General features: G+C 65.4%; 23 protein-coding genes and 1 tRNA gene. 14 read left to right on the plus strand and 10 right to left on the minus strand.

The window, feature by feature from the left end; translation table 11 throughout:
* The first annotated feature begins 74 nt into the window (after positions 1-74).
* The 6 genes from AAGA11_10860 to AAGA11_10885 all read left to right on the plus strand — a co-directional run bounded on the left by AAGA11_10860 (position 75) and on the right by AAGA11_10885 (position 5,828).
* Entirely contained in the window at positions 75-722 is a 648-nt protein-coding gene (locus tag AAGA11_10860; GenBank protein MEM9603355.1) for a thymidine kinase, read from the plus strand.
* A 3-nt stretch (positions 723-725) separates the two neighbouring features.
* Entirely contained in the window at positions 726-1,352 is a 627-nt protein-coding gene (locus AAGA11_10865) for a DNA-3-methyladenine glycosylase 2 family protein (GenBank protein ID MEM9603356.1), read from the plus strand.
* Between the two features lie 100 nt (positions 1,353-1,452).
* Entirely contained in the window at positions 1,453-2,157 is a 705-nt protein-coding gene (locus AAGA11_10870; GenBank protein MEM9603357.1) for a VacJ family lipoprotein, read from the plus strand.
* 10 nt (positions 2,158-2,167) lie between these two features.
* The gene (locus AAGA11_10875) at positions 2,168-4,684 is read left to right on the plus strand and encodes an MMPL family transporter (protein ID MEM9603358.1); all 2,517 of its coding nucleotides are present in this window, start codon (positions 2,168-2,170) and stop codon (positions 4,682-4,684) included.
* Between the two features lie 61 nt (positions 4,685-4,745).
* Positions 4,746-5,339 carry an ABC transporter substrate-binding protein gene (locus AAGA11_10880; GenBank protein MEM9603359.1) on the plus strand — a complete coding sequence of 198 codons (594 nt, stop codon included), beginning with the start codon at positions 4,746-4,748 and terminating at the stop codon, positions 5,337-5,339.
* 183 nt (positions 5,340-5,522) lie between these two features.
* On the plus strand, positions 5,523-5,828 hold the full coding sequence (locus tag AAGA11_10885; protein ID MEM9603360.1) for a hypothetical protein: 306 nt from the start codon (positions 5,523-5,525) through the stop codon (positions 5,826-5,828).
* On the opposite strand, the gene AAGA11_10890 is transcribed toward AAGA11_10885, so the two are convergent.
* The 3 genes from AAGA11_10890 to zwf are packed head-to-tail and all read right to left on the minus strand — an operon-like array spanning position 5,822 to position 9,083.
* Positions 5,822-6,652: a MurR/RpiR family transcriptional regulator gene (locus AAGA11_10890; protein MEM9603361.1), complete on the minus strand. Its 831-nt coding sequence runs from the start codon at positions 6,650-6,652 to the stop codon at positions 5,822-5,824. The genes AAGA11_10885 and AAGA11_10890 overlap by 7 nt on opposite strands.
* The gene (glk, locus tag AAGA11_10895) at positions 6,649-7,611 is read right to left on the minus strand and encodes a glucokinase (protein MEM9603362.1); all 963 of its coding nucleotides are present in this window, start codon (positions 7,609-7,611) and stop codon (positions 6,649-6,651) included. The genes AAGA11_10890 and glk overlap by 4 nt, the downstream gene beginning before the upstream one ends.
* Positions 7,608-9,083, minus strand: coding sequence for a glucose-6-phosphate dehydrogenase (zwf, locus tag AAGA11_10900; GenBank protein ID MEM9603363.1), 1,476 nt, complete (start codon positions 9,081-9,083; stop codon positions 7,608-7,610). The genes glk and zwf overlap by 4 nt, the downstream gene beginning before the upstream one ends.
* A 167-nt stretch (positions 9,084-9,250) precedes the next feature.
* Between zwf and edd the strand changes: the two genes are divergently transcribed.
* Both edd and eda read left to right on the plus strand, forming a co-directional pair.
* Positions 9,251-11,101, plus strand: a complete 1,851-nt coding sequence (gene edd / locus AAGA11_10905) for a phosphogluconate dehydratase (protein ID MEM9603364.1) — start codon at positions 9,251-9,253, stop codon at positions 11,099-11,101.
* On the plus strand, positions 11,088-11,723 hold the full coding sequence (eda, locus tag AAGA11_10910; GenBank protein MEM9603365.1) for a bifunctional 4-hydroxy-2-oxoglutarate aldolase/2-dehydro-3-deoxy-phosphogluconate aldolase: 636 nt from the start codon (positions 11,088-11,090) through the stop codon (positions 11,721-11,723). Before edd ends, eda begins: the two co-directional genes overlap by 14 nt.
* A 22-nt stretch (positions 11,724-11,745) precedes the next feature.
* On the opposite strand, the gene AAGA11_10915 is transcribed toward eda, so the two are convergent.
* The 5 genes from AAGA11_10915 to AAGA11_10935 form a co-directional block, all read right to left on the minus strand.
* Positions 11,746-12,732, minus strand: a complete 987-nt coding sequence (locus tag AAGA11_10915; GenBank protein ID MEM9603366.1) for a hypothetical protein — start codon at positions 12,730-12,732, stop codon at positions 11,746-11,748.
* A gap of 1 nt (position 12,733) precedes the next feature.
* The gene (locus tag AAGA11_10920; protein ID MEM9603367.1) at positions 12,734-13,777 is read right to left on the minus strand and encodes a 3-oxoacyl-[acyl-carrier-protein] synthase III C-terminal domain-containing protein; all 1,044 of its coding nucleotides are present in this window, start codon (positions 13,775-13,777) and stop codon (positions 12,734-12,736) included.
* Between the two features lie 294 nt (positions 13,778-14,071).
* Entirely contained in the window at positions 14,072-14,317 is a 246-nt protein-coding gene (locus AAGA11_10925) for a hypothetical protein (GenBank protein MEM9603368.1), read from the minus strand.
* Positions 14,318-14,468: 151 nt separating this feature from the next.
* Positions 14,469-16,541, minus strand: coding sequence for an EAL domain-containing protein (locus AAGA11_10930; GenBank protein ID MEM9603369.1), 2,073 nt, complete (start codon positions 16,539-16,541; stop codon positions 14,469-14,471).
* Between the two features lie 289 nt (positions 16,542-16,830).
* Positions 16,831-16,917 (minus strand) — tRNA-Leu (locus tag AAGA11_10935).
* 96 nt (positions 16,918-17,013) lie between these two features.
* Here AAGA11_10935 and queA point away from each other — a divergent pair.
* Genes queA through AAGA11_10955 form a run of 4 tightly spaced genes read left to right on the plus strand, consistent with a single transcriptional unit; the run spans position 17,014 to position 19,845 of the window.
* Complete coding sequence (gene queA / locus AAGA11_10940) at positions 17,014-18,051, plus strand: tRNA preQ1(34) S-adenosylmethionine ribosyltransferase-isomerase QueA (GenBank protein ID MEM9603370.1); 1,038 nt, start codon at positions 17,014-17,016, stop codon at positions 18,049-18,051.
* 44 nt (positions 18,052-18,095) lie between these two features.
* Positions 18,096-18,533 (plus strand): YeeE/YedE family protein, encoded by a 438-nt coding sequence (locus AAGA11_10945; protein MEM9603371.1) that lies wholly within the window; start codon positions 18,096-18,098, stop codon positions 18,531-18,533.
* Positions 18,530-18,934: a DUF6691 family protein gene (locus tag AAGA11_10950; protein MEM9603372.1), complete on the plus strand. Its 405-nt coding sequence runs from the start codon at positions 18,530-18,532 to the stop codon at positions 18,932-18,934. The genes AAGA11_10945 and AAGA11_10950 overlap by 4 nt, the downstream gene beginning before the upstream one ends.
* A 32-nt stretch (positions 18,935-18,966) precedes the next feature.
* Positions 18,967-19,845, plus strand: coding sequence for an MBL fold metallo-hydrolase (locus tag AAGA11_10955; protein MEM9603373.1), 879 nt, complete (start codon positions 18,967-18,969; stop codon positions 19,843-19,845).
* Here AAGA11_10955 and AAGA11_10960 read toward each other — a convergent pair.
* On the minus strand, positions 19,842-21,206 hold the full coding sequence (locus tag AAGA11_10960) for a TAXI family TRAP transporter solute-binding subunit (protein ID MEM9603374.1): 1,365 nt from the start codon (positions 21,204-21,206) through the stop codon (positions 19,842-19,844). The two genes, AAGA11_10955 and AAGA11_10960, sit on opposite strands and share 4 nt — an antisense overlap.
* A gap of 165 nt (positions 21,207-21,371) precedes the next feature.
* Between AAGA11_10960 and tgt the strand changes: the two genes are divergently transcribed.
* Positions 21,372-22,475 (plus strand): tRNA guanosine(34) transglycosylase Tgt, encoded by a 1,104-nt coding sequence (tgt, locus tag AAGA11_10965; protein MEM9603375.1) that lies wholly within the window; start codon positions 21,372-21,374, stop codon positions 22,473-22,475.
* Positions 22,472-22,933: a flavodoxin family protein gene (locus tag AAGA11_10970; protein ID MEM9603376.1), complete on the plus strand. Its 462-nt coding sequence runs from the start codon at positions 22,472-22,474 to the stop codon at positions 22,931-22,933. Before tgt ends, AAGA11_10970 begins: the two co-directional genes overlap by 4 nt.
* A 10-nt stretch (positions 22,934-22,943) precedes the next feature.
* On the opposite strand, the gene AAGA11_10975 is transcribed toward AAGA11_10970, so the two are convergent.
* Complete coding sequence (locus AAGA11_10975) at positions 22,944-25,118, minus strand: HD domain-containing protein (GenBank protein MEM9603377.1); 2,175 nt, start codon at positions 25,116-25,118, stop codon at positions 22,944-22,946.
* Between the last annotated feature and the right edge of the window lie 52 nt (positions 25,119-25,170).

A 25,170-nucleotide genomic window follows, 5' to 3' on the forward strand; every position in this document is an offset into this window, starting at 1 on the left:
TTTTTCCGGGCCTCTGCTGGCGCTGGTTAAAACGTGACCAGCTGAGCAGCCCGGCCCCTGTCGAGGAGGCTGTTGTGTCGCAGTTGTATTTCTATTTTTCGTCGATGAACGCGGGCAAATCGACCGCTCTGCTGCAGTCCGCACACAACTACCGTGAGCAGGGCATGCAGGTGCGTCTGTTCACCGCCGCCCTCGACGACCGTTTTGGCGTGGGCCGGATTCGATCGCGGATCGGCATCGAAGCCGACGCCGACGTGTTCGACGCTGACACCGACCTGTTTGCGCTGATCGACGCGCTGCGGACACCGCACGGCCTCGCCTGTGTGCTCATTGACGAAGCGCAGTTCCTCAGTCGGCAGCAGGTCGATCAGCTGACCGCCGTGGTAGACCTGCTCGGAATCCCGGTGCTCTGTTACGGCATTCGCACGGACTTCCGCGGCGAGCTCTTCTCCGGGTCGCAGCGCCTGTTGGCGGTTGCAGACAAGCTCTACGAACTCAAGACGGTGTGCCATTGCGGGCGCAAGGCGACCATGGTGGTCCGCAAGGACGACGTCGGCCAGCCGGTCTTTGCCGGTGGCCAGGTCGAGATCGGCGGCAACGACCGCTACGAGCCGGTCTGCAGGCGCCATTTCCGCGAGGCCATGCAGCAGTGGCTGCGCCTGCACGGCAGCGCCAGGGGGACGGCCGTCGCGCCCGCAACCGCGCTCAGCGTCGACCTCTAGCTGATGGGACTCAGCGAATCGACGCTGCACGCGCACCTCGACACGCTCGCGCACAGCGACCCCGATGTCGCGCGCGCGCTGGAAGCCGTCGGCTACCCGGCGCCGCGCCACCGCGATCCGGGTTTTGCCACGTTGTTTCAGGTGATCGTCTCGCAGCAGGTGTCGACCCGGGCGGCGAGCGCCATTTGGCAGCAGTGTCAGGCGAGCTTCGGCAACGAGCCGACTGCAGACGCCGTTCGCGCGGCGACGCCAGCGCACTTGCGTGCCTGCGGTTTGAGTGCGCGCAAGTGCGAATACGCGAGCGACCTGGCTGACCGCTTCGTGTCGGGTGAACTTTCGGCTGCACAGATTGCGGCCCTCGATGACGAAGCGGCGATTACCGCACTGACGGCCGTGCGGGGCATCGGCCGGTGGACCGCCGAGATCTACCTGCTGTTCGCCGAAGGTCGGCACGACGTCTGGCCGGCGGACGACCTCGCGATTCAGGTGGCGTTTCAGCGGCTCAAGGGGCTTGACGAGCGGCCGCGGGGGCGGGCGTTCTATGACCTCAGCGCACCCTGGTCGCCGCGGCGCGGTGCGGCGGCACTGCTGATGTGGGCGGTGTACGGCAGCGGCACGCTCGATCCCTGAGCTCGACCCGGCACGTGGCAACCCGTATGGCGCTGTCGGACTACGGCGGCGACACTGCTCTGAGCTAAACTCCGCGCACAACGTGAAAGTTGGACATTTCGTGAAAACACTCTCTGCGATGCTGGCAACCGTGTTCCTTGCCGTGACGCTGTTTGCCGTCGCGACGCCTTCGGCTCACGCCAGTGACGACGTCTACGACCCGTTCGAAACCTTCAACCGCAAGGTGCAGAAATTCAACGACGCCGGTGACAAGTACGTGATCAGTCCGGCTGCGCGTGCCTACCGCAAGGTCACGCCCAGCCTGTTCCGCGCCGGTGTGCGCAACTTCCTGTCCAATCTCGCGTACCCGGTCACGATCGTGAACCAGTTTCTGCAGGGCAAGGTTCGCCTCGGCATGCAGGACACGGGGCGGTTTCTGCTCAACACCACGGCCGGCATCGGCGGCTTGGTCGACGTCGCGTCCACGGTGGGCCTGGAGCACCACGACGAGGATTTCGGTCAGACGTTCGCGACCTGGGGTGTCCCGCGCGGGCCGTACATCGTGTTGCCGATCTGGGGCGGCGTGTCGTTGCGAGAGGGCATTGGCGACATCCCGGACACGCTCGTCTACCCGCCGACCCATTTTGCCACGCAAACCGAAAGCGTCGTGCTCGGGGTCCTTTGGGCGCTCAGCCGGCGCGACGAACTGACCGGCGCGGAGCAACTGGTCACTGGCGACCGGTATCTTTTTATCCGCGATGCCTACCTGCAGCAGCGCGACTACCTGATCGCCGACGGCGAAATCGACGACCCGTTCCTCGACTGATCTGACCGCGATGTCACAGCCCCAACCCAGCGCACCGACTTCACGCGTTCAGCGCGCTGCCGATGCCATCGTGGCACTGCGCTGGCCCGTGCTCTGCGTGACGGTTCTCGCGCTGCTTGCCGCGTCGGTGTTGGCGCCACGCTTTCGTTTTGACGCCTCGGCCGACACGCTTGTGGCGCGGTCTGATCCGGACTTGCGGTACTACCAGGCGCTCACGGAGCGCTTCGGCGACGAGGAGTTCATCTTCCTGATTTACGCGCCGCACGACGGGGTGCTGTTGTCTGAGACGTCGATCGCGCGACTGCGTGTGCTGCAGGATGAAATCAGCGCCACACCCGGCGTGCGCAGCGTTTTCAGTGTGCTCGATGCGCCGTTGTTGAAGAGCCCGCCGGTGTCGTTGCTCGATCTGCTCAACGGGTTTCGCACGCTGACAAGCGGGGATGTCGACCTCGAACTCGCGGCCGAAGAGCTGCGCACCAGCCCCTTGTTCAGCGATCTGCTGGTGTCTTCGGACGGGCGCAGTACGGCGTTGCGCATCGACCTCGAGACGGACGCGGAGCTCGCGGCCCTGCACGACGAGCGTGAACGGCTGCGCGACGACCGCGATGCCGGTCGGCCGGTAGACGCCCAGGCCCTGGGCGCGGCGGAGGCCGCCTACGACGATGCGCGCGCGGCCTTCCTGGTCAAGCGCGACACGCTGCTGCGGCAATTGCGCGACTTGCGGGACCGGTACCGCGAGGACGCCACGGTGCACCTCGGTGGGGTGCCCATGGTGGCGGCTGACATGATCGACTACGTCAAACGCGACATCGCCGTCTTTGGCCTCGCAGTGCTGCTGCTGGTCATGGCGATGCTCTTTCTGTTCTTTCGGCAGTGGGTCTGGGTGTGGGTGCCGTTGTCGGTTGCGGCGGCAGCCATCCTCTCGACCGTGGGCGTGTTGGCGCTGATCCGCCAGCCCGCGACGGTCGTCTCGAGCAATTTCATGGCGTTGCTCGCGATCCTCGCGATTTCGTTCTCGATCCATCTGATTGTCCGCTACCGGGAGTTGGCGGCGCTCAACGCTGACAGCAGCCACGCCCAGCTCGTGTCCCGGGCGCTGTCGAGCAAGGTGGCACCGCTCTTCTACACCGCACTGACCACGATCGTGGCCTTTGCGTCGCTCGGCAGCAGTGACATTCTGCCGGTGATCCACTTCGGCTGGATCATGGTGCTCGGCGTGGCTCTGGCCTTTGTAATGAGCTGCACCCTGTTCCCGGCGGTGGTTGCCCTTGCCGGCGGGGGCGCGCGCTCGGCACCGCGTCAGGATGCGTCCCCGCGTCTGACCACCTGGCTCGCGGGTCTCGCCACAGGTCACACCGGCACGGTACTCGGCGCGGCGCTGGTGGTGGCGGTGGTGACCGCAGTCGGCGTCAGCCGGCTCTCGCTCGACAACCGGTTCATCGATTATTTCCGCGCCGACAGCGAAGTGCGGCAGGGACTGGTCTACATCGACCAATACCTCGGCGGCACCGTGCCTTTCGATGTGGTGGTCCGGTTTGCGCCGTTCGAGGGTGCACTCGATGAGGACGACGACTTCGCCGAGGACACTGGCGAGGGCGACGATTTCGCCGACGACGATTTTGCCGAAGACGGCGACTCGGGCGATGCCTTCCCGGAGCGGTACTGGTTCACCCCGGACAAACTGGCACGGCTCGACGCGTTGCACGGCCGTCTCGAGGCGATCCCGCAGGTTGGGAAGGTGTTGTCGCTTGCCAGTCTCGAGCGGGTTGGACGCGAATTTAACGACGGCGAACCGCTGAGTTCGCTGCTGATTGTCGGTGTGCTCGGTGCGTTGCCGGCCGATATCCGATCGCTGCTGATCGACCCGTATGCCAACCCGACAACGGGTGAAATGCGCCTCTCTGCTCGCATGGTGGAGAGCGGCCCACCGTTTTCCAAGGACGCGCTCATCGCGCAGATTGCCGCAGAGGCGAAGGCGGCGGGTTTCGATGTCGACGAGGTGCGCACCAGCGGCTTCATGGTGTTGTTCAACAACATGCTCAAGCAACTGTTCGAGTCGCAGACGTCGACCATCGGCTACGTGGTCGGGCTGACGTTCTGCATGTTCGCGCTCCTGCTGTGGTCGCTGCGGCTCGCCGTGCTCGGCCTGGTGCCCAACGTGCTCGCCGCGGCGGTGGTGCTGGGCGTAATGGGCCTGGCCGGCATTCCGCTCGACATGATGACCATCACGATTGCCGCGATCAGCGTCGGCATTGGCGTCGACAATGCGATCCACTACCTGCACCGGTTCCGCAGTGAACTCGCGGTCGATGGCGACGTCAGAGCCGCTGTGCATCGAAGTCACGACAGCATCGGGCGGGCGCTGTACTTCGCGTCGTTCACGATCATCGCCGGCTTTTCGGTGCTTGCTTTCTCGAGCTTCGTCCCAACGATCTATTTCGGGCTCCTGACAGCCTTGGCGATGGCGCTCGCCACGCTCGCCAACCTGCTGGTTTTGCCAAGCTTGTTGGTTCGTTTCGTGCGCTGACGCGGTAGACCGACGGACAGCGCCACGGGGTATGGGAACCGTGTCACACGGGGGAGACAAGATGACTTTTGCAAACGCCATCAAGGCGTGGGTGCTCAGCGCAGTGCTGGTTGCTCCCGCGTTCGCCAACGACGCAACGGCGCTGGTCGAGCGCACCGCACAGCAACTGATCGCATCGGTGCAAGCCCACAGCGACGCGCCCGCGTCGTTGGCCGAGGAGGTTGGCGCGGTACTCGACCCGGTGGTCGATTTCGCCCGTATTTCGCGTGGTGTCATGGGAAAAACCCACTACGCGGCCGCCAGTGAGGCACAGCGCACGCGCTTTGCCAGCGTGTTCCGCGACAGCCTGGTTGACACCCTGTCACAGGCCCTGACGAGCTACGGCGACGTGTCGATTTCGGTCGAGACGGGCAAGGGTGACGGGGTCAAGAAACAGAGCGTGTTAGTCCAGGCGCGTCGACCCGACGGCAACACCGTCAACATCGTTTTTGCCATGGGCGCGTCGGACGGTAACTGGAAGGTGCGCAACCTGACCTTCGACGGGGTCAACATGGGGTTGTCGTTTCGCAGCCAGTTCGCCGGCGCCATGAGCGCCAAGAACAACGACATGGATGCCGTGATCGACGAATGGGCTGTGCTCGACACCGCGTCCTGAGCGCGAAGCGTCACGATTCCAGGGCGGCCAGCGGGTCGCCTTTTTTTTGTTCTTACGCACACAGTCAGTAGCCAGAGGCGGCCGTGTGTGTCAAATTTGACACGGTGCGCCAGAATGCCATTTCACCTTGCCAGAACGATAGCGCTGGTCTAGATACTGTGGGTCTGGTTCGAGGCGTTGACGATGATTGATCTGGCAATCGTGTTGATCGGGTGTGTGTGTTTTGCAACGATATCCGTGTCGCGCAAAGTGATGCTGGTGGAGCGCGGTGGCGCGGTCAGCCGACACAACGGGTCCAAGCAATTCATTCAGGAACGCCGCTTTACTCGGTTCATGCACCTGAACCTGGCCGCCGCGGGCGTTGCGATTGCCGTACTGCTTTTCGTGCAGTCACAGAACGCCGTATCGTTGCCGCGCCTGCTCCAGGCCGATGTCGGCGCCGCCGATGCGGTCGCCGCCCAACTGCGCGGCGACGACGTCACTCATTGAAGGTATTTGTCGTCCAGAGCGGCGTTCGCGCGGCCGAGCTGGGTGCGCTGCGAGGTGTCGCGCATCGCGAGGCCGACTGCGAGCGTGTCGACCACCGCGAGTTGGGCCACGCGCGACGACACCGGCATCAGCAGCTCCTTGCCGTCGCTCGGTGACACGTTGCACAGCGCGCACGCGAGCGCGGCGAGTGGTGTGTCTGCCGGGGTGATCGCGACGACGCGCGCGCCGCAGCCGCGCGCCAGCTCAACCGTGGCAATCAGGTCTCGGTTGCGGCCACTGTTCGAAATGGCGAGCACCGTGGTGTCGGGCGTCAGCAACGCCGCCGCGGCTGCGTGAACGTGGGGGTCGGTGTGACAGACCACCGGTTTGCCAAGGCGCAGCAGCCGCAGTTGCGCCTCCCGTGCGACGTTACCGGAACCCCCCATGCCGTACACTTCGATGCGGTTGGCCGCGTCGAGCAGGCCCATGGCGCGGTCGAGGTCCGCCTCGTGCAGCTCCTGCAACAAGGTGTGCAGCCGTGCGTGGACACTGCGCACCACCGAGTGTGCGATCGCACTCGATGAGTCCCCCGGCACCACCTTTGCCCGGACGGGTACCCGGGTTGCAATGTCCTGGGCAACGCGCATCTTGAAGGCGAGGTAGCCGTCGCACTGCATCGATCGACAGAAACGCACCACCGTGGGTTCACTCACCCGCGCGGCGGCGGCGAGTTCGGCGATCGTGAGGTTGGGACAGGCTTCGGGGTCGGACAACACGTGCTCGGCCACCTGACGCTCGGCACGGCTCAAGTGCGGCAAGTGTTCGGCGACCCGTTGGAGGATCATGCGCCGCGCGACCGCTGTGGCAATGACATCGCCGCGCCGAGCAGGCCCGGGTGCGGGTGTTGGATCACGAAGAGCGGAATGGGCGCCACCACGCGTGCCATGCGGCCCTTGTTTTCAAAGGCCTGTCTGAGGCCCCAGTGGTCGAGCGCGTCGACGATCGCGGCGGCGATCCCGCCGCCGATGTAGACGCCGCCAGTGGCGCCGAGAATCAACGCGAGGTCACCGGCGTAGCTGCCAAGCATGCGGGTGAACACCCGCAGGGTCTGCTCGGCGCGCGGGTCATCGGCGTGCTGAGCGCGCCAGCTGATGTCAGCGGCCCGGGGTTGCGTGTCGAGCGTTTCGGCCTCGTCGTGTGACAGTGCCCAGTGGACGTTGCGAAGGCCATCGCCGGAGAGGATGCGCTCGAGTGACACCCGCCCGAACACGCCCTCAAGGCGTGAGACCACGTGCTGATCGACGGCGTCCCCTTGGGGCACGCTGACGTGGCCGCCCTCGCCTGCGAGGGCGACTGTCTCGCCGGACGGCGTGGTGATCAAGCCTGACACCCCGAGACCCGTGCCGGCGCCGAGCAGCGCGCGCGGGCCGCGCGGGTCGATGTCACCGCCACCGAACTGGCGGAGGTCCGCTGACGTCAGGTGCGGCAGGGCGTTGGCAAGCGCCGTGAAGTCGTTGACCAGATCGACTGAATCAAAGCCGAAGTGCTTCACCAACCGGTCGCGCGACAGGGTCCAGTCGCTGTTGGTCAATGCGACGGTGTCGCCGGTGATCGGCGTCGCCAACGCCAGGCAGGCCCGCCGTGGGGAGACCTTCCGGGTCGCAATGTACTGCTTCAACGCGTCGTCGAAGGACCCGACATCGCGGTGCGTGATGACCTCCACGTCGCGCAGGCTCGCCCCTTCGGCGAGGGCAAAGCGAGCGTGCGTACCGCCGATGTCGGCGACCAGGTCGGGTTCGGTCAAAGGGATTCCTCGTGCCAACTCAGCCCACGGCGGCCGAGCAGGCCGCCCGACGCAGCGGGGCCCCAGCTGCCGATTCGGTACGGTTTGGGTGTGATGCCGTGCGACTGCCACGTGTCGATGATCGGGTCGATCCACGCCCACGCTGCGTCCTGCTCGTCACGGCGCATGAACAACGCCTGCTTGCCGGCGATCAGGTCGACCAGCAACCGCTGGTAGGCGTTGATGTAGTTGGCGTTGTAGGTCTGAGACAAGTCGAGGTCCAGCATCACCGGTTTGAGTTGCAGAGCGTCCCCCGGTTTTTTTGACAGGATGTGCAGCCGGATGCTCTCCACAGGCTGCAATTGTATGACAAGTCGATTGACGGAATTGGCCGAGACCTGGTCACTGAAGATCGAGTGCGGCAGCGCATCGAAGGTGATGACAATCTCACTGACCTTGGTTTGCATGCGCTTGCCAGTGCGGAGATAGAACGGCACGCCGGACCAGCGCCAGTTGTCGATGGTGGTTTTCAGCGCGACGAAGGTCTCGGTCTGGCTGTCCGCCGCGACGCCGTTCTCCTCGAGGTAGCCAGGCAGGGCCTGGTCACCGAGTTGGGCACCGACGTACTGGCCTCGCACGGTGTTGCGCAACACGCGTTCAGCGGTCATCGGGCGCAGCGAGCGCAGCACCTTGAGTTTCTCGTCGCGGATGCTGTCACCTTCCACCGACAGCGGCGGTTCCATGGCGATGATGCAGAGCAGCTGCAGCAGGTGGTTCTGCACCATGTCACGCAGCGCGCCGGTGCGGTCGTAGAAATCCCCGCGTCGACCGATGCCGAGTTCTTCGGCCACGGTGATTTGCACATCCCGGATGCGGCCGCGTCGCCAGAGTGGTTCGAACAGCGAGTTGCCAAAGCGCAACGCGATCAGGTTCTGCACCGGTTCCTTGCCGAGGTAGTGGTCGATCCGGAAGATCTGGGACTCCTCGAAGGCGTCGGCGATCAGGTCGTTTATCTCGTTGGCCGAGGCGCGATCGTGGCCGAGTGGCTTCTCCACCGCCACGCGCGAGCTCGGCAGGATCAGCCCGTTGCCGTGCAGATGTTGGCAGATCGGCCCGAACAACCCGGGGCCGGTGGAGAGGTAGTAGAGCCGCGTGTTGTCGGGTTTTGCGTCCAGCCGAGCGCCCAGCGCGCGGTAGCTGTCGGCGTCGGTGAGATCCAGGCGCACGAACTCGACATGCTGGAGGAAGGTCGCCCAGGTGTCTTCGTCGAACAGATCCGGGTGCACGTGCGGCTGCGCATCGGAGGCCAGGAGGGCATGGAAGGCGTCGAGGTCCAGCGCGGTGCGCGCAACAGCGATCAACCGGCTGCCCTCGGGCATACCGCCGTTCTTGTAGATGTTGTAGACCGCTGGCACCAGCTTGCGCATGGCGAGGTCGCCGGTGCCGCCAAAAATGACAAGGTCAAACTGCTGCGCGTTGGCCGATGTGCTCATGCGAACTCCCTGCGTCGCGTGACGGAAACACTGAGGAACGGGACACGCGGGTCGCCGGCGCCCAGCCTGAAATTATATTTCAATAAAAAGGCCAGTTGGGGTGATAGGGCGGTGATCCACCCGAATAATCGTTACAATATGTAGCTAAGCTACATTTTTTCGTCGACATGAGTGCCCTGAACCCGATACTTCGAGACGTCACCGACCGCATCCGTGAGCGCAGCGCCGCCAGTCGGGCTGCCTACCTCGCCGCCGCCGAGCAAGCGGCCCGAACGTGGCCAGCGCGTCAGGCACTGTCGTGCACCAACATCGCCCACGGCCTTGCAGCGGCGCCAGCGAGCGACAAGCTGAGGCTGCGTGAAATCAAGCCGGCCAACCTCGCCATTGTCACGTCGTACAACGACATGTTGTCGGCCCACCAGCCTTATGGGCGCTACCCGGAGATCCTCAAGCAGGCTGCGCGTGAGGCCGGTGCGGTCGCCCAGGTGGCGTCGGGCGTGCCGGCGATGTGCGACGGCATCACCCAGGGCCAACCCGGCATGGAACTGAGCCTGTTCAGCCGCGACGTGATCGCACTCTCCAGCGCGGTGGGGCTGTCGCACAACACCTTCGACGGGGCGCTTTGGTTGGGCGTGTGCGACAAGATCGTGCCCGGTCTGCTGATTGCGGCCTTGCGCTTCGGGCACCTGCCTTCGGTGTTCGTGCCGGCCGGCCCGATGGGCAGTGGCATCAGCAACAGCGAGAAAAGCCGGGTACGGCAACGCTTCTACGCCGGTGAGGCGACCCGCGAAGAACTGCTTTCCTCGGAGCTTGCGGCGTACCACAGCGCCGGTACGTGCACTTTCTACGGCACGGCCAACAGCAACCAGCTGCTCATGGAGTTCATGGGTCTGCACGTGCCGGGCGCGGCGTTCGTGCCGCACGACAGTGGGCTCCGGGACGCACTCAGCGCGAAGGCGGCCACCCGGTTGGTGTCGCTGACAGCGACCGCCGGCACCTACCGCCCTATCTCCAAGATCGTCGACGAGTGCGCCCTGGTCAATGCGATTGTCGGCTTGCTCGCGACGGGTGGCTCGTCCAACCACACCATTCACCTGGTGGCGATTGCACGGGCAGCCGGTCTGGTGGTCGACTGGGATGACTTTGACGCCTTGTCGCGTGCCGTGCCGCTGCTGGCCCGCGTGTACCCGAACGGCAAAGCCGACATCAACCAGTTTCATGCCGCCGGCGGCGTCGGCACGATCCTCAACGAGCTGTTGCAACGGGGGTTGTTGCACCCGGATGTCAAAACCGTCGTCGGCGACACGATCGCAGACTACGCCCAGGAGCCGCTCAGCGAGGGCGGTCGCCTGGTCCTGAAACCCTCACCAGCGCCTGGTCAGGCGCCAGACATCATCGCGTCAGCCGACGCGCCGTTTGCTGCTGAAGGGGGCCTGCGGCTGGTGGCTGGAAACCTGGGCCGCGCCGTTGTGAAGGTGTCTGCGGTCGACCCGGCACGCCACGTGATTGAGGCTCCGGCGCGGGTCTTCGACTCGCAGGCGGCAGTGCACGAGGCGTTCGCAGCCGGTGAGTTGGACCGGGACGTTGTTGTTGTGGTGCGCGGCCAGGGTCCTCGGGCGAATGGCATGCCGGAGTTGCACAAGCTCATGCCGCCGCTCACGATTCTGCAGGACAGGGGCTTCCGCGTTGCGCTGGTCACGGACGGTCGGTTATCCGGCGCCTCGGGCGTCGTGCCTGCGGCCCTGCACGTGTCGCCCGAGGCCGCTGCAGGCGGCACAATAGCGCGGGTATACGACGGCGATACTGTGCGGGTGGATTGCGATGCGGGCACGCTGTCCGTGTGTGTGTCGGACGACATCCTGATCCAGCGCGACCCCTGCACCGTGGCCGCCTCGGAGGCGGGGCTCGGTCGCGAGATGCTCGCGGTCTTCCGCGACACCGTGAGCAGCGCCGAACAGGGTGCGTCGGTGATTCGAACAGAGTGCGACAGTGAGGAGACCGCGCATGTCGGTGTTTGAGCAGCTCGGGCCGTGCCCGATCATTCCCGTGATTGTCATCGAGACACGCTCTCAGGCCGTGCCGATGGCCGAGGCGCTGATCGCCGGTGGTCTCGACGCGCTCGAGGTGACGTTGCGCACGCCCGAGGCGCTCGGGGCGATTGAGGACATTGCCAAGGCGCTGCCGGACGCGGTGGTCGGCGCAGGCACCGTGACGTCACCCGCGCAATTCGATGCGGTTCGGGATGCCGGTGGTCGATTCGCCGTCAGCCCCTGCCTGACGCCAACGCTGGCGGCGGCGAGTCAGCGCACGGCCATGCCCTGGTTGCCCGGTGCCGTCACCGCCACGGAAGTCCAGTTGGCGCGGGAGGCCGGTTTTGTCGACCTGAAGTTCTTTCCCGCCGGCACCAGCGGTGGACCCGGGCAGCTCAAGTCGCTGTCGGCTGTGTACCCCGATGTGCGCTTTTGTCCCACCGGTGGCGTCAACGTCGACAACCTCGCCGACTACCTCCGCGTGCCCGCCGTCTGCGCGGTGGGGGGGTCCTGGTTGACACCGGCTGCCGCGGTGGCCAGCGGCGACTGGGGCACCGTCACCGAGACGGCCAGGGCGGCGTGCCGCGCTGCGGCCGCCGTGTCGGGCTGATCGGCCCCGCTGCGCTGCGGCGTCAGACGAAATAGACGGGCTTGGGCGGCTCGCTGGTGCGGTCGACGTAGAGCGGTGTGACCGTCCCGGATGCAGTCACCCTGTCTATGGCCTCAGCCGCAGCGCGCCGTGTGCGTCGGCAAATGGCGAGACTCCGGAGGTCGACGCAGCGGATGACCGAGCCGCGCACGCGCATGAGCCGGTGAGCGACCCAGGGTGCGGTCGCCTGGTCCGAGAGCTTCTTCAACAGGCCGAGCACCACCGGGGTGGGAATCTCGGTGCGTTTGAGCAGTGACTCGATCGCCATGATGTGGGCCAGGCTCATCTGCTGGGCCGTGCGGAGGTTGTCGCGCGGCAAGGTGACGGCGGGCAACAACGCGCCCGAGGCCGCATAGACCAGCACGGCGCAGAAGGCGATCACGGCGAGGTGTAACACGTCGACTGCCGTGGTGCTCGGGGTCTCCTGCACCATCATGACGACCAGCACGATCACCATGACGTGTGTCGGCACGGCCGCGACAGCGAAGGCGCGCCACTCGACGCACCGCTGTGGCTCATCGTGCTGGCCCCAGCGCCAGAGCCCGAGGGCGATCTGCCCGAGCACCCCGGACAGCATGGCCAGCAGGTAGAGGCTGTACAACGGCCCCGGTGACCGGGTCAGGCGGGCGCCGTTGTGGATCACACCGTCGATGATGAGGTCGGAGGCCAGCGTCAGCCCGGCCAGAACGCCGGCACCGAGAAACAGCACGGCGATCAGCCGGGGGTTGACCAGAAACACCGAGACCATGCCCGCCATGAAGAAACACGACGCCGCGTAGAACAGCCGCACCGTGGTCTCCGAGCCCAGCGGGGTGTCGATGTGGACCAGGGTCGCAGTGATGACCGTGTAGGCCACCAACACGATCAGGGTCGGGTAGCGAGCCCGCCACCGCGCCGCCGATCGGGTGATGTAGAAGCAAAGTGTTGCAACCATGCAGCACAAGGCTGCGAGGTTGAGCGTGGCCGTCATATCAAACGCACCGTAGTAAAAGCGAACCTGAGGAGATACCCGAACCGACGATGTTGGCTCCCACCAGATCCCCTGACCTCAATCCCTGAGAAACACAGTCCCAGCCTAGCAAAGTACTACACGTAATGACATTCCCGAACCGGGTCACTGTCTCTACGATTTTCTCGATAGGGTAGCCCAAACCGGCGGAATAGTCTGCAATCGTGGATTTGGACGGCTGGTGAACAAAAAGGTGTTCCAGTGATTCAATGGAATTGTTCCGCTCGCGCATGAATGCCTTGAACGACGCAATGGCGAACGGCGCGGCCACCTCGAGCAACATTGGCGGATCGACCACGAGCGGGTGCTCCTGCGAGGCCAATATGCAAAGCTCGGCACTGTTCGAGTCTGCGGCCATCTTGATGCCCATCAGTTCGAGACTGTGGTCAGTCGGTTGCGCGCTGACCACGGTGGCGGCACCGATGCTGCCGAGTGTGTAACACGCAGCGTAATGACGCACGTGGTTGCTGATGTCCGGCCCCAGGCCATGAGGGTCGTCGCCGGTTTCGGCGAAGGCCGTGATCGCCTCGGTGGCGGCGCGGGTGGCGGCGTCGCCGGTTTCTCCCGAGACAATCAGCACGTGGTTGTACGCCCCGGTGCGCACAAGCCCGTCGGCAATCTGAATGGCGGAGAACACGCCGTTGCAGGCGTTCTGGACATCGAAAAACGCCGGCCCGACAGGCAAATCGTAGTGCTCGGCGAACTGCTTCGAGACGCGAGCAGAGGTCGCGGGCTCGGCCATGTCCTTGTACACGCTGCCCATGATGATCAGGTCGATGTCGGCGGCGTTCAGCGACGACTGATCGATGCAGGTGATTGCAGCTGACAACGCCAGCTCGGACGGTGGCGTGTTCTCGGCGAGGTGGAGCGAGCGAATCTGGCTCAGCCGTTCGATGTACTGCGGTGCGAGGCCTGCGAGCCGTGCAACCGGCGCGAACATGTCGCGGGGTCGTGTGGTTTGCTCAGGTGAGTGGATACCGGGCGGCAGAAGGTAGGTGGATTGCATGGGTCGTCCTTGAGTGCGGTCGTCAAGAACGGGTCGAGCTCGCCTGCAGTGGCCGGTCCGAGCACGAGCGTGTCCCTTGACGGTGGTCGCGCGGAAAATAGGGTGAAGCGACGAAACTGCATATTCCGAACCAGCCCGAGACACACGAACTGTCAATAACCCAAATTAATTAGTTATTAAAAATCGGTTTTAATGTGATGTGATTTTTGAATCACCGTTTTAAATAACCGGCGCCGTGCACGGCAACCCGGTTGGTGTCTGCACCCGCTGGTCGCCTCGGCGGTGCGCGGCTGCTCAGCTGTCGGTGGGGCCGTCGTCGTTTGCGGCGTCCCCCACGATCACGCCGTGGGTACACATCGGCGATCCGACCGGGGGGCTTGCCTTGACCACCAGCCAGACTTCCACCAGCACACCGTCAGCGCGTCGGCGGTCGCCGAGTCTGAGATCCTGGTGCTCGCCTGGCCGCACACCGTGCAGCATGTGCGGCAGCACCTCGCCGATGCGCCCGAGCCAGGCGACCTGTTTGGGATGGAGAAACATACTGTAAGGATATACAGTTTTTTGCTGGCCGAGTAGCGGTGTGTGGTCGGCGAGGCGGTGGCACCGACGCAGAGCTCACGCGCGTGTCGGGCCGGGCCTCGAGCGGATGCCGGACACTGCGGTGGGTGTGACGCGGATGGCTCCGGTGTCGTCAGGCGGCTTCCTGGAACTCGGCGAAGCTCAGCACCAGCGGTCGCTTGGCCAACTCGACCGGTTTGTGGAGGTGGTAGCCCTGAGCGAAGTCGACGCCAATCTGCTCGAGCAACTCCAGCGACGCCTGGTTCTCGACAAACTCGGCGACGGTCAGTTTGCCCATCGCCTTGCCAACGCGGTTGATGGCGGTGATGAATTCGCGGTGGGTGGTGTTGGTGTCCAGGTCCTGCACGAACATACCGTCGATCTTGATGTAGTCGACAGGCAGGCTTTCGAGGTAACCGAAGGACGAGAACCCACTGCCGAAGTCGTCCAGCGCGAGCTTGAAGCCGAGCTCGTGCAATTGCACGAGGAAATCCCGTGCGTTCTTGCCCACTGCGGCGGTCTCTGTGATCTCGAAGCACACCCGATCGCTTGGTGTGTTCAGCTTGCCACAGAGCTCCTCGATGTACCGCAGGACCTCGTTGTCACCGATCGAGCGGCCGGACAGGTTGATGTTGATCAGGCTGTTCTGGCTGGTGTTGAGGTTACCGGCCCGCAGCCACTCGAAGGTCTCGTTGATCACGAACTTGTCGATGCGGGTCGCCAGCGAGAACCGTTCGGCAATGTCGAGGAACGAACCCGGGCTGACCACATTGCCGCCGTCGTCCAGCATCCGCACGAGAATCTCCATCGAGTGCACTTTCGGCTCGATCGACGTGGTCTCGACGATGTTCTGGTAGTGCAGCTGCATGCGCCGGTTCTCGAGCGACTCCCGGATCTTGGCGACCCACTGCATCTCGCTCTGCCGCGATTCGACAACGCCCTCTTTGCCGGAGTGGAAGTAGACGCGGCCACCGCCGGCGTTCTTGGCCTCGTAGCAGGCCGTGTCGACAATCGACAGGACCGTGTCGACCGTGTGCTCTTCGGCGTTGAAGAACGTCGCGCCGAAACTCGCGGTCACTTCGAAATGCTGGCCGTCGTACTCGATCCGCAGCGGATTGAGCTCATCAACACAGCTTTGCACCGTCTCACGGAATTTGACCTCGGTGGTGAACGGCGCAAACAACAGGAACTCGTCGCCGCCGAGCCGGATGGCGTAGCCGCGCTTGGGCAGGTGGCTGCTCAGCACGCTGGCCACGCGCTGCAGCAGGTGGTCACCGGCAGCATGCCCGCTGGTGTCGTTGACGATCTTGAACAGGTCCAGGTCGATGAAACAGAGACCGTGTCGGCCCTTGCCGTCGGACAGCACACCGTCGAGTACGCCATTGAAGCCGGTGCGGTTCAACAAGCCGGTCAGCTCGTCGTGGCGGGCGTGGTGGCCCAGGGTCGAGGCGAGGTGTTCGGTCTCTTCGACCTTGCGCAGCAGGCGCGCATTCGACTGGCGCAGCAGCCTCGCCATGCGACGGCTCTGTTGGACGTAAACGGTGAAGAGCGCGCCGGCGGCAATCAGGCCCAACACCAACACGAAGCACGCGAGGAAGAAGCGGGTGCTCATGCGATCGGCTGCGATCGGGAAGACGTTTTGCACGTGCAGGTTGCGCTTGAACAGAAGCACCTGAAAGGTGTTCACTTGGCGGTCGAGCGCCGCACTGCGTTCGATCGCGCGCGTGGCCTGGGACACCGAGCCCACTGTCAGGCCATTGATGGTTCGCAAGGCCTCGGGCATCACCGAGGCGCTGGTTTCGTAGATCGTGTGCAGCAGCTCGACGAGTTGGCGCGTGTGGTCCGAACCCGCGGCAGCCGACGCTGTGCGTTCGGCCGTGCGCAGCAGGCTCTGGGTCTCGCCTGAGGTCAGCAAGGACAGTTGCAGCCCGAGTGCCTCAAGTGCCTCGCGCAGATCGTCGCGTTTTATCGCGGCGTCCCCGTGACCAAACCCGCGCACCGCCTCGCGGTAGCTCTGGAAGGCTTGAACGGTGAGCGCGGCGCGCTGCAGCAGCGTCGCCTGGGCGGCTGCAAGCTGGGTTTGCGTGGCGTTGATCGACGAGAAGGAACTGGCGGACACGTACACGGTGATCAGCGCCAACAGTCCGGCCGCGGCGAGAGCCGCTCGAACAGCCAGTTGCTTCTTCTTGTACGTGCTTGCCAGCATAGTGTCGCTGTCGTCACCTGTTGGTTATCGGCCATCCGACGGTGTGGTAGCAGCTCCCTCTGCACGGTGCCCAATACACCCCCGCGGACTCGAGGCGCGATCGGCGCTGCGCTACAACTCGCAAACCGGCTCTGCGCTGGCACGTGTATCGGCAGCGGTGTCAGTGAGCTGAAGCGGCGTCGGCCAAGGGGGCGGTCCGACTGGCACTGCGGGACGGTGGGGCTCGACGGGCGCGGTTGTCAGTGGCCTAAAGCCGGACGTGGTCGCGGCGGACGAACGCTCGTTTGTGTGGTACCGGGGGGGGGACTTGAACCCCCACAGCCTTGCGGCCGGCGGATTTTGAATCCGCTGCGTCTACCAATTCCGCCACCCCGGCATCTGAGCGTCGGCAAGCGGGGGAGCATAGGTGAGATTGACGGGCCGGTCAAAGGCGCGCACCGGCGTCGCTGTCCCCAACTGATACCATGCGCGGATGAAGCTGTCCGACTTCCAGTTCGACTTGCCCGCCCACTTGATCGCGCAAACGCCACCGGCCGAACGGAGCGGCGCACGCCTGCTGGCATTCGGTGGGGGCGTGGCGCCGAGCGACCGGCACATCACCGATCTGCCGGCGTTGTTGCAACCTGGCGACCTGATGGTGTTCAACAACACCGCGGTCATCAAGGCGCGGGTGCGTGGACACAAGGCGGACTCGGGTGGACGCGTGGAAGTGCTGGTCGAACGCATTCTGCCGTCAGAGGCGCAGGTGCTCTGTCAGATCGGCGCGAGCAAGCCCGTTCGGGCGGGCGCTCGCTTGCGTCTCGAGGGGGCGGTCGAGGCCACCGTGGAGGACCGCGAGGGCGCGTTCTTTCGGTTGTCGGTCGATGCCCCGGATGTGTTCGCCTGGCTCGATGCGCACGGTGAGATTCCCTTGCCACCCTACATCGCACGACCGCCTGACCGCGTCGACGCCGCGCGCTACCAGACTGTCTTCGCCTCGCAGCCTGGCGCGGTCGCAGCGCCGACCGCCGGATTGCATTTTGACGATGCACTGCTGAGCGCACTCGATGCGCGTGGTGTGTCGCGCGCGGAGATCACCCTGCACGTCGGTGCCGGCACCTTTCAGCCGGTGCGCGTCGAGCACATCGCCGAGCACCGTATGCACCCCGAATGGCTGAGCGTCGACAACACGGTCGTCGCCGCGGTCGAGGCGTGTCGCGCGCGGGGAGGGCGCGTGATTGCCGTCGGCACCACCACCGTTCGGGCGCTGGAGACCGCCGCCCGCGCCAACGCCGGGACACTCGCGCGCTACCACGGCGACAGCCACCTGTTCCTCACGCCGGGCGAACCGTTCCACGTGATCGACGGTCTGATTACCAACTTTCACCTGCCGGGGTCGACTCTGCTGATGCTGATCAGCGCCTTCACGGGCCTCGATACGGTCCGCGCCGCCTACGCGCACGCGGTCGCGGGCGAGTACCGATTCTTCAGCTACGGGGATGCCTGTCTGATCTGGCCAAGCCGGGCCTGACAGGATATATTCATAAAAAATAATATGTACGCAGCGGTGTCCACATGACGGAATTCACCCCGACAGCGTCGCTGGCCGGCGGCGTCCTGATCGGCCTTGCGGCGTTGTGGATGATGGCCGCGCTGGGCCGCATTGCGGGCGTCAGCGGTCTGCTGGGCCGCCTGATGCCGCCCGGTGCCGCAACCGGCGAGGCGCGTGGCATCAGCGTCGGTTTCGTGCTCGGTATGCTGGCGGCCCCGTTGCTGCTGGTGCTGCTGAATCAGCCCGTGGAGCACACCGTTTCGGGCGCCGGGCCGGTGCTGGGCGTCGCCGGCCTGTTGGTCGGTGTTGGCACCACGATCGGCAACGGCTGCACGAGCGGCCACGGTGTCTGTGGTCTGTCACGCCTGTCGGTTCGGTCGGCGGTCGCCACTGCGGTGTTCATGCTCTTTGCCGGCCTCACCGTATACGTCGTGCGCCACGGTCTGGGGCCTGCCCAGTGACGGCAGTCGCCGCTGCATTCGCCGGGCTGGTGTTCGGCTTCGGGCTGCTGCTCTCGGGTATGGCCAACCCCGCCAAGGTGCTCAACTTTCTCGACATCGCGGGCCCGTGGGACCCGAGCCTGCTGTTCGTGATGGGCGGCGCGATTGCCGTGGTGCTGCCGGGCTACCGTCTGTTGCGCCGCCGCGAGGCACCGCTGTTCTCGGCTGCGTTTCAGTGGCCGACCGCCTCGGCGATCGATCGCCGGCTGCTCGGTGGCGCTGCGCTCTTCGGGATCGGCTGGGGGCTTGGTGGCTTCTGCCCAGGGCCGGCGCTGGTCGCCGTCCCGCTCGCGTCGCCCGGCGCGTGGGTGTTTTTTCTGTGTATGCTGATGGGTATCGGCGTGGCGCGGCGCCTCGTGTGATGCGCCAACCCTGGTTGAATGAGGTCTAGGTCATGATCAAGCCCGATGTCGAGTCGTTCTTCGACACTGACACCAACACCTTCACGTACATCGTTGCGTGCCCGCAAACCCAGCGCTGTGCCGTGATCGACTCGGTCGCCGACTTCGACCAGCCAGACGGGCGGGTGCGCTACGACTCTGCCGACCGCGTGATTGCACGTGTCGCCGAGCGGGGACTCACGGTCGATTGGGTGCTCGAATCCCACGTGCATGCTGACCACCTCTCAGCCGCGCCCTACCTGCGGCGCGAGATCGGCGGGCGCATGGGCATCGGCAGCGAGATCATCTCGGTGCAGGAGATCTTCGGCAAGGTGTTCAACGCCGGGCCGGATTTTCCGCGCGATGGCCGGCAATTCGATCAGCTGTTCGAAGACGGCGACACGTTCACGATCGGTGAGTTGCAGTGCCGTGCGATCCACACACCGGGCCACACGCCCGCGTGCATGAGCTACGTCATCGGTGATGCGGTGTTTGTCGGCGACACCCTGTTCATGCCGGACTTTGGCACCGCGCGTTGCGATTTTCCGGGTGGCAGTGCCGAGACGCTGTACGACTCGGTGCAAAAACTCTTCGCCTTGCCACCCGAGACGCGCATGTTCATGTGCCACGACTACCTGCCGGACGGCGGCACACGGGACACTTTCTGCTACCAGACCACGGTCGGTGAGCAGCGCGAGAAGAACTACCAGCTCAATGCGCAGACCAGTCGCGACGAGTTTGTCGCCATGCGCAACAAGCGCGACGAGGGCAACTCGGCACCGCGGCTGCTCTACCCCTCGGTGCAGGTCAACATGCGTGCTGGCCACATGCCGGAGGCTGAAGAAAACGGCACCGCGTACCTCAAGATTCCGCTGAGCGGACAGCAGCGCTAATCAGACGGGCGGGTCACCGGTGCACTGTGCGCGCGGGCCCGAAGCTGGTTGCGCAGCAGGTCGATGTGCTGCCGCAGGGTGTAGAGCTCGTGGTAGAACGAAAGCGGCACGTCGACCCGTCGGATTTCGTTTTCGATCTCGTCGATCGCCTGGTGACACTGGGCGAATGACCAGGGGCGAGCCGGGTCCTCTGCCGCGGTGTCGATCAGTTGCACCTCGTCGTACCATTGGTATATCCGGCGCCGCATCCGCCAGCGGTAGGTCGGCGGCAACAAGCGACTCATCGGAATCATCAGCGCAATCAACGGCACGAGCATGATCTTCATACGGTCGAGCAGGTTTGCAACCCAGAACGGCAAGTAGCGCTGCAGAAACGGCGGTCCGTTTTGCAAGTACCGCTCGGCGTCGGGCTGCACCGGAAAATCCAGCCACCGCGTCGACGGGAAGGTGTCGCTGTCCGCGAGCAGGCTGCCCTGACCGTGCTCGGAAACCACCACGTGCATCAGCAGTTGAATCAGAGCCGGGTGCAGGCTGTCGCGTGCGACCAACGTGGCAGCCGGGGCCACCAGCGGGATGTTTTCGCGCGGCAGGTTGCCCTCAAACGACAGGCTGCCGGCGTAGAGGGTCAGGGCTTCCAGAAACGGAAAATGCCGCGCGTAGGCGGGCGCCCGACGTAACGGGGTGGTGCGCACTGCCGGGTTGCGCAACAGGGATTGCAGCGCTGGCGCCTCGGCCGACCCGACGCGGAACGCGCCGTCGAGTTGCCCGGCCGCGAGCGCCGTCTCCAACGGCTGATCGATGGTCACTGGCGTGATGTCGTCGAGTCCGACGCCGTTCTTGGCCAGCAACTGCAACGCGACGGCGCGCGTGCCACTGCCCTCGGCGCCGATGTCCAGCCGAGTGCCGTGCAACGCGTGCAGGAAATTGACGGGCCGGGCGTCGGGCGTGAACAGCCACACAGGCTCGAAATACACGCTGGCGAGGCCCACCAGCGTGTCGCTCTCGCGTTCGGTGGCAGTGCCGCCTTGCACGAACGCCACGTCGACGTCGCTGTCCGGGTCGCGCAGGCGCCGCAGGTTTTCGATGGACCCTGGCGAGGTCTCGATGTGCAGGGTCACGCCCTCGCGTGCGAGGGCGCGCTGGTAGGCGAGGGCAGTCTGGTAGTAGGCACCGGACTCGCTGCCGGTGGTGATTGTCATGGCCCGCGGCGGTGCAGGTTCGACGAACTGGTAAGTCAGGTAGAACGCGAGGGCGACGACCGCCAGCGCGACCGTGAGCCACGCCCCTTGCAGCCGCCACGCACGCGAGCGCGCGCGCGATGCCCGGATGGCCTGGAGCATGGGTTGGTCGACGTCTGTCACGGTGCGGGCGTCCGGGTGGCGGGGCAGGCGGCTGGTTGAGCGGCGCCTATGGTAGCGTCTGGCGAGCGGCCTTTCACCCGCGGGTCGGCCGGTACGGCGGACACAGGGCCCAGAGAAGCGCAGGTGCTAGACTCGTCGGTCCCCGGTCACCGTGCACCCACCCGCATGCGGTTCGAGCTCTTGTCGCAAGACGGCGCCGCGCGCCGAGCGCGCCTGCACCTGCGCCACGGTGTGGTCGAGACGCCGGCGTTCATGCCGGTGGGCACCTACGGCACAGTGAAAGGCATGACACCCGAGGACGTGGTGGCGAGCGGCGCGGACATTCTGCTTGGCAACACCTTTCACCTCTGGTTGCGGCCCGGCACCGAGGTCATCAAGGCACACGGCGACCTGCACGATTTCATGCAATGGGACAAGCCGATCCTCACGGATTCCGGTGGCTTTCAGGTCTTCTCGCTCGCCAAACTGCGCAACATCACCGAAGACGGCGTGCACTTCCGTTCCCCGGTCAACGGTGACAAGGTCTTCCTCGACCCGGAAACCTCGATGCGCATCCAACGGGATCTCGGGTCGGACATCGTCATGGCGTTCGACGAGTGCACGCCGTACCCGGCCGACCGCGACCGGGCCGGCCGTTCGATGGCGCTGTCGATGCGCTGGGCCGCGCGCTGCCGTGCTGCGCACGATGACAACCCCAACGCGCTGTTCGGCATCGTGCAGGGCGGGGTGTACCCCGATTTGCGCGCCGAGAGTGTCGACCAGTTGCAGGCGATCGGCTTTGACGGCTACGCGATCGGCGGTCTCGCGGTCGGGGAGCCCAAGGACGAGCGTAACGCCGTGCTCGATGCCGTCGGACCGCTGTTACCCCGTGACCGACCCCGTTACCTCATGGGGGTGGGCAAACCGGTCGATTTCTTTGACGGCGTGCTGCGCGGTGTGGACATGTTCGATTGCGTGATTCCGACGCGCAACGCCCGCAACGGTTTCCTCTACACCAGCACCGGTGTGATCAAACTGCGCAACGCCAAGCACCGCTTCGACACCGGACCGATCGACCCCAATTGCAGCTGCCCGACGTGCGCGCGTTACAGTCGCAGCTACCTGCACCACCTCGGACGCTGCAACGAGATGCTCGGCGGTCGCCTGAACACAGTGCACAACCTGTATTTCTTTCAGTCCCTGTTGCGCGGTATCCGCGAGGCGATCGAAGCGGGGCGATTCGATGAGCACCGGCGCGAGGTCCTCGACCGCATGGGGGAAAGGCCGTGAACCCACTCCTGATGGTGGCGAACAAACCGTCCGAGAACACCGCGCGGCTCTGGGCTGCGGCGCAGCGCGGCCTCACGCACCCCGACGTCGAGGGGCCTGGGGCGCAGTGTCTCGAACCGCTCCAGGCCGGTCCGACCAACGTGCGCGCAGCAAGCGGCATCCTGCTCGGTACCACCGAGAACTTCGGCTACATGAGCGGTCTGTTGAAGGACTTTTTCGAGCGGACCTACTACACCTGCGAGGGCGAGACCGAAGGCCTGCCGTACGCCGTCTACGTGCGGGCCGGGCGCGACGGCACCGGCACGGTGCGCGCAATCACCGGCATCTGTCAGGGGCTTGGCTGGCGGCCGGTGCAGGCGCCGCTGGTGCTGCACGGCGCCTGGCAGGACGGGTTTTGCGACGAGGTCGAAACGCTGGCGATGACGTTGGCGGCCGGTGTCGCAGCCGGCGTGTACTGACGCGGCCGCCTCATCGCGCGATCAGGCGCGGCAGGGGCGCAAGGCTGCAGCGGCCGCAGCGTTTGTGGTAGTGCGCCACGACCTCGTCGGCTTCGGCTTGCCGGCGTGCAGTGTTGATCGGGTCATCGAGACCGAGTCGATGCCGAAGCACGCGGCGAAACAGGTAGCTGTCGCGGTAGCCTAGAAAGGTGCTCTCGTTGCGGCCGCGATCGGGGCAACTGTCGCGGCTGAACAGGGTCACGTGGCCAAAACTCGGCACCTCACCGCGCGCGACGCGCTCGCCGAGCTTGCTGTCGTCCAGCAAGGTGTCCAGCACGCGGGCCTTCAGCGCATCCTGGCCGAGTTCGGGGTCGGTGAAGCAGGCGATGAGTTCGCTTTCCGCTTCGGGTGTGAGCCCGTACTCGCTCGCGAGAATCGCAAGGTTCTGCGCCATGTACCGATCGGCGGCGTCAAGTGTCTCGTCCACCAGCGCAACCATTCCTTCCATCATGCTCTGCGGCAGGCCGAGTTGATCGCGGTACCCGGGCTCGTGCCGGTGTTGCACGATTTCGCCGGTGAGTTTTTCGATCAACGGTCGGATGATCGGACCGCGTACACGCTCCGCCCAGTAGATTCGGATGCCGCTGTGGCGCCACCAGCCCTCGAGGCTGTCGGGGTCGCGAACGCTCTCGTTGAAAGTGGTCATGGTGTCGACCAACTTGGTGATGATGCCGGCCACCGTGTACGGCGTGCGCGCGTCCGTCGGCCGGATGCGCATGGTGGTGTAGCGTCCGACATCGTAGGCTGCGCGCACCGTGCGCAGACCGGGTGATTCGAGCGTCTGGTGGGCCTTGAGCGTGCCCTGGGTTGCATTGCGCGCGTCGGTGACTTCGCCGACCATGGCGGCAATCGGTGCGCCGAAGCGCTTGCGCAACAAACGCAGCGAGTGGTAGTACCCGGCCACGGCGCTCGAGCCGTCCTCGACCACGTCGTGCATCATGGCCGCCGCGGCGGTGCTGACGTCCAGGTTTTCACCAAACTCGCGCCAGGCCGCGTCGGCGAGGCAGAAGGCGTGCGAGACCATGGTCACGCGCGACTTGCGCCGGCACTTGTCGAGGTGACGCGTCACCTCGAGTGCGGCAAGGTGCAGCGTGTTGATGTCGTTGGGCCACGCCGCGGCATCGAAGTACTCCATCAGCGGCAGGTTGTTGTGGACTTCGTGCACCGCACGGCCGCGTCGGCCAACCAGCCGGTGCCGCTTACGCGCGTCGCGCAGCACGTCGTGCACGGCCTGCAGCAGCGTGTGTTCGAGCGGCTCGCGCAGCGCGTGGTGGTCGACGCCCGGCAGGTCAAAGGCCGCGCGCGCCATGTTGTAGTCGATCTCGAGCTGGGTGCGCTCGGGGAACGCGCCCCGTGTGTCGATCCCGGCCTCCTGCAGTTCACGCCGTTTGTCGGCGCAGAGGGTGGCGATGATCTCCTCGCCCGCGGCCCGTGCAGAGAGGCGCAGGCGCGCTGCGACCACCGCCGCGATCACGTTGGCATAGCGTGGCGACACCGACAGATGCGAGGTTTCGCCGAGCTTCCAGGCGTCGAGAAAATCCGCGTAGTGTTGGCGAATGTTGCGCACGTGTACCGCCACCTGACGGCCGAATTCCCGCTCGATGTAGGCGTTGTCGACGACCGGCGCGAGGTCGCGGTCGAGGGTGAGCAGGCGGTCGCGCTTGTCCAGGCAGCGGTGAATCAGGGTGGCGACCACGAGGTTGGCGCTGATGCGGCGATCGCCGCCCCCCTGTCGGCCGAACCGGCGAACGCCCTGCATGATCACGCCGGCGAGGACCACGGCATTGATACTGGGTTCGAGCTTCGGCAGCCGGTTGGTGTTGATCAGCTGCTCCCAGCCGGGGTGGGCTGGATCGATGTGGTCAAGGCGCCGGTCGAAGGGGTCCAGCGGCGTCCCCGGGTAGAACACGCTCGCGAGAATCTCGCGGCCGCGCACGGTGTCCCGCGTCGCTGCTGCGATCTCCCTCACGGGGATGGCGGTTTCGATTTCGGCGTTGCGCCAGGCGGCCGAGACCGGCCCGATCAGTGCCCGTTCGTCGTCGAGGGTGCTCGCGATCAGGCGGTAGGCCTTGATGGTCTTGCCGAGTTTCCCGGGCTCGGGCCGCGGTGTCGCGGAAACAGCGGTGTGGCCGTTTCGCGCGACCACGTCAGGCCCGCCGCAGTCCGGCCGGGGAGACGCTGTTGATCGGCACCGGGTG

The organism is Pseudomonadota bacterium, from assembly GCA_039196715.1.
Taxonomy (GTDB): Bacteria; Pseudomonadota; Gammaproteobacteria; order CALCKW01; family CALCKW01; genus CALCKW01.

Excerpts from the sequence above, each read along its gene's own strand:
- AAGA11_10865 (MEM9603356.1), top strand. The coding sequence starts at position 726 with ATGGGACTCAGCGAATCGACGCTGCACGCGCACCTCGACACGCTCGCG.
- AAGA11_10885 (MEM9603360.1), top strand. The coding sequence starts at position 5,523 with ATGATTGATCTGGCAATCGTGTTGATCGGGTGTGTGTGTTTTGCAACG.
- zwf (MEM9603363.1), bottom strand. The coding sequence starts at position 9,083 with ATGAGCACATCGGCCAACGCGCAGCAGTTTGACCTTGTCATTTTTGGC.
- AAGA11_10890 (MEM9603361.1), bottom strand. The coding sequence starts at position 6,652 with ATGATCCTCCAACGGGTCGCCGAACACTTGCCGCACTTGAGCCGTGCC.
- AAGA11_10925 (MEM9603368.1), bottom strand. The coding sequence starts at position 14,317 with ATGTTTCTCCATCCCAAACAGGTCGCCTGGCTCGGGCGCATCGGCGAG.
- AAGA11_10945 (MEM9603371.1), top strand. The coding sequence starts at position 18,096 with ATGACGGAATTCACCCCGACAGCGTCGCTGGCCGGCGGCGTCCTGATC.
- AAGA11_10920 (MEM9603367.1), bottom strand. The coding sequence starts at position 13,777 with ATGCAATCCACCTACCTTCTGCCGCCCGGTATCCACTCACCTGAGCAA.
- queA (MEM9603370.1), top strand. The coding sequence starts at position 17,014 with ATGAAGCTGTCCGACTTCCAGTTCGACTTGCCCGCCCACTTGATCGCG.
- AAGA11_10880 (MEM9603359.1), top strand. The coding sequence starts at position 4,746 with ATGACTTTTGCAAACGCCATCAAGGCGTGGGTGCTCAGCGCAGTGCTG.
- AAGA11_10930 (MEM9603369.1), bottom strand. The coding sequence starts at position 16,541 with ATGCTGGCAAGCACGTACAAGAAGAAGCAACTGGCTGTTCGAGCGGCT.
- eda (MEM9603365.1), top strand. The coding sequence starts at position 11,088 with ATGTCGGTGTTTGAGCAGCTCGGGCCGTGCCCGATCATTCCCGTGATT.
- AAGA11_10955 (MEM9603373.1), top strand. The coding sequence starts at position 18,967 with ATGATCAAGCCCGATGTCGAGTCGTTCTTCGACACTGACACCAACACC.
- edd (MEM9603364.1), top strand. The coding sequence starts at position 9,251 with ATGAGTGCCCTGAACCCGATACTTCGAGACGTCACCGACCGCATCCGT.
- tgt (MEM9603375.1), top strand. The coding sequence starts at position 21,372 with ATGCGGTTCGAGCTCTTGTCGCAAGACGGCGCCGCGCGCCGAGCGCGC.
- AAGA11_10875 (MEM9603358.1), top strand. The coding sequence starts at position 2,168 with ATGTCACAGCCCCAACCCAGCGCACCGACTTCACGCGTTCAGCGCGCT.
- AAGA11_10915 (MEM9603366.1), bottom strand. The coding sequence starts at position 12,732 with ATGACGGCCACGCTCAACCTCGCAGCCTTGTGCTGCATGGTTGCAACA.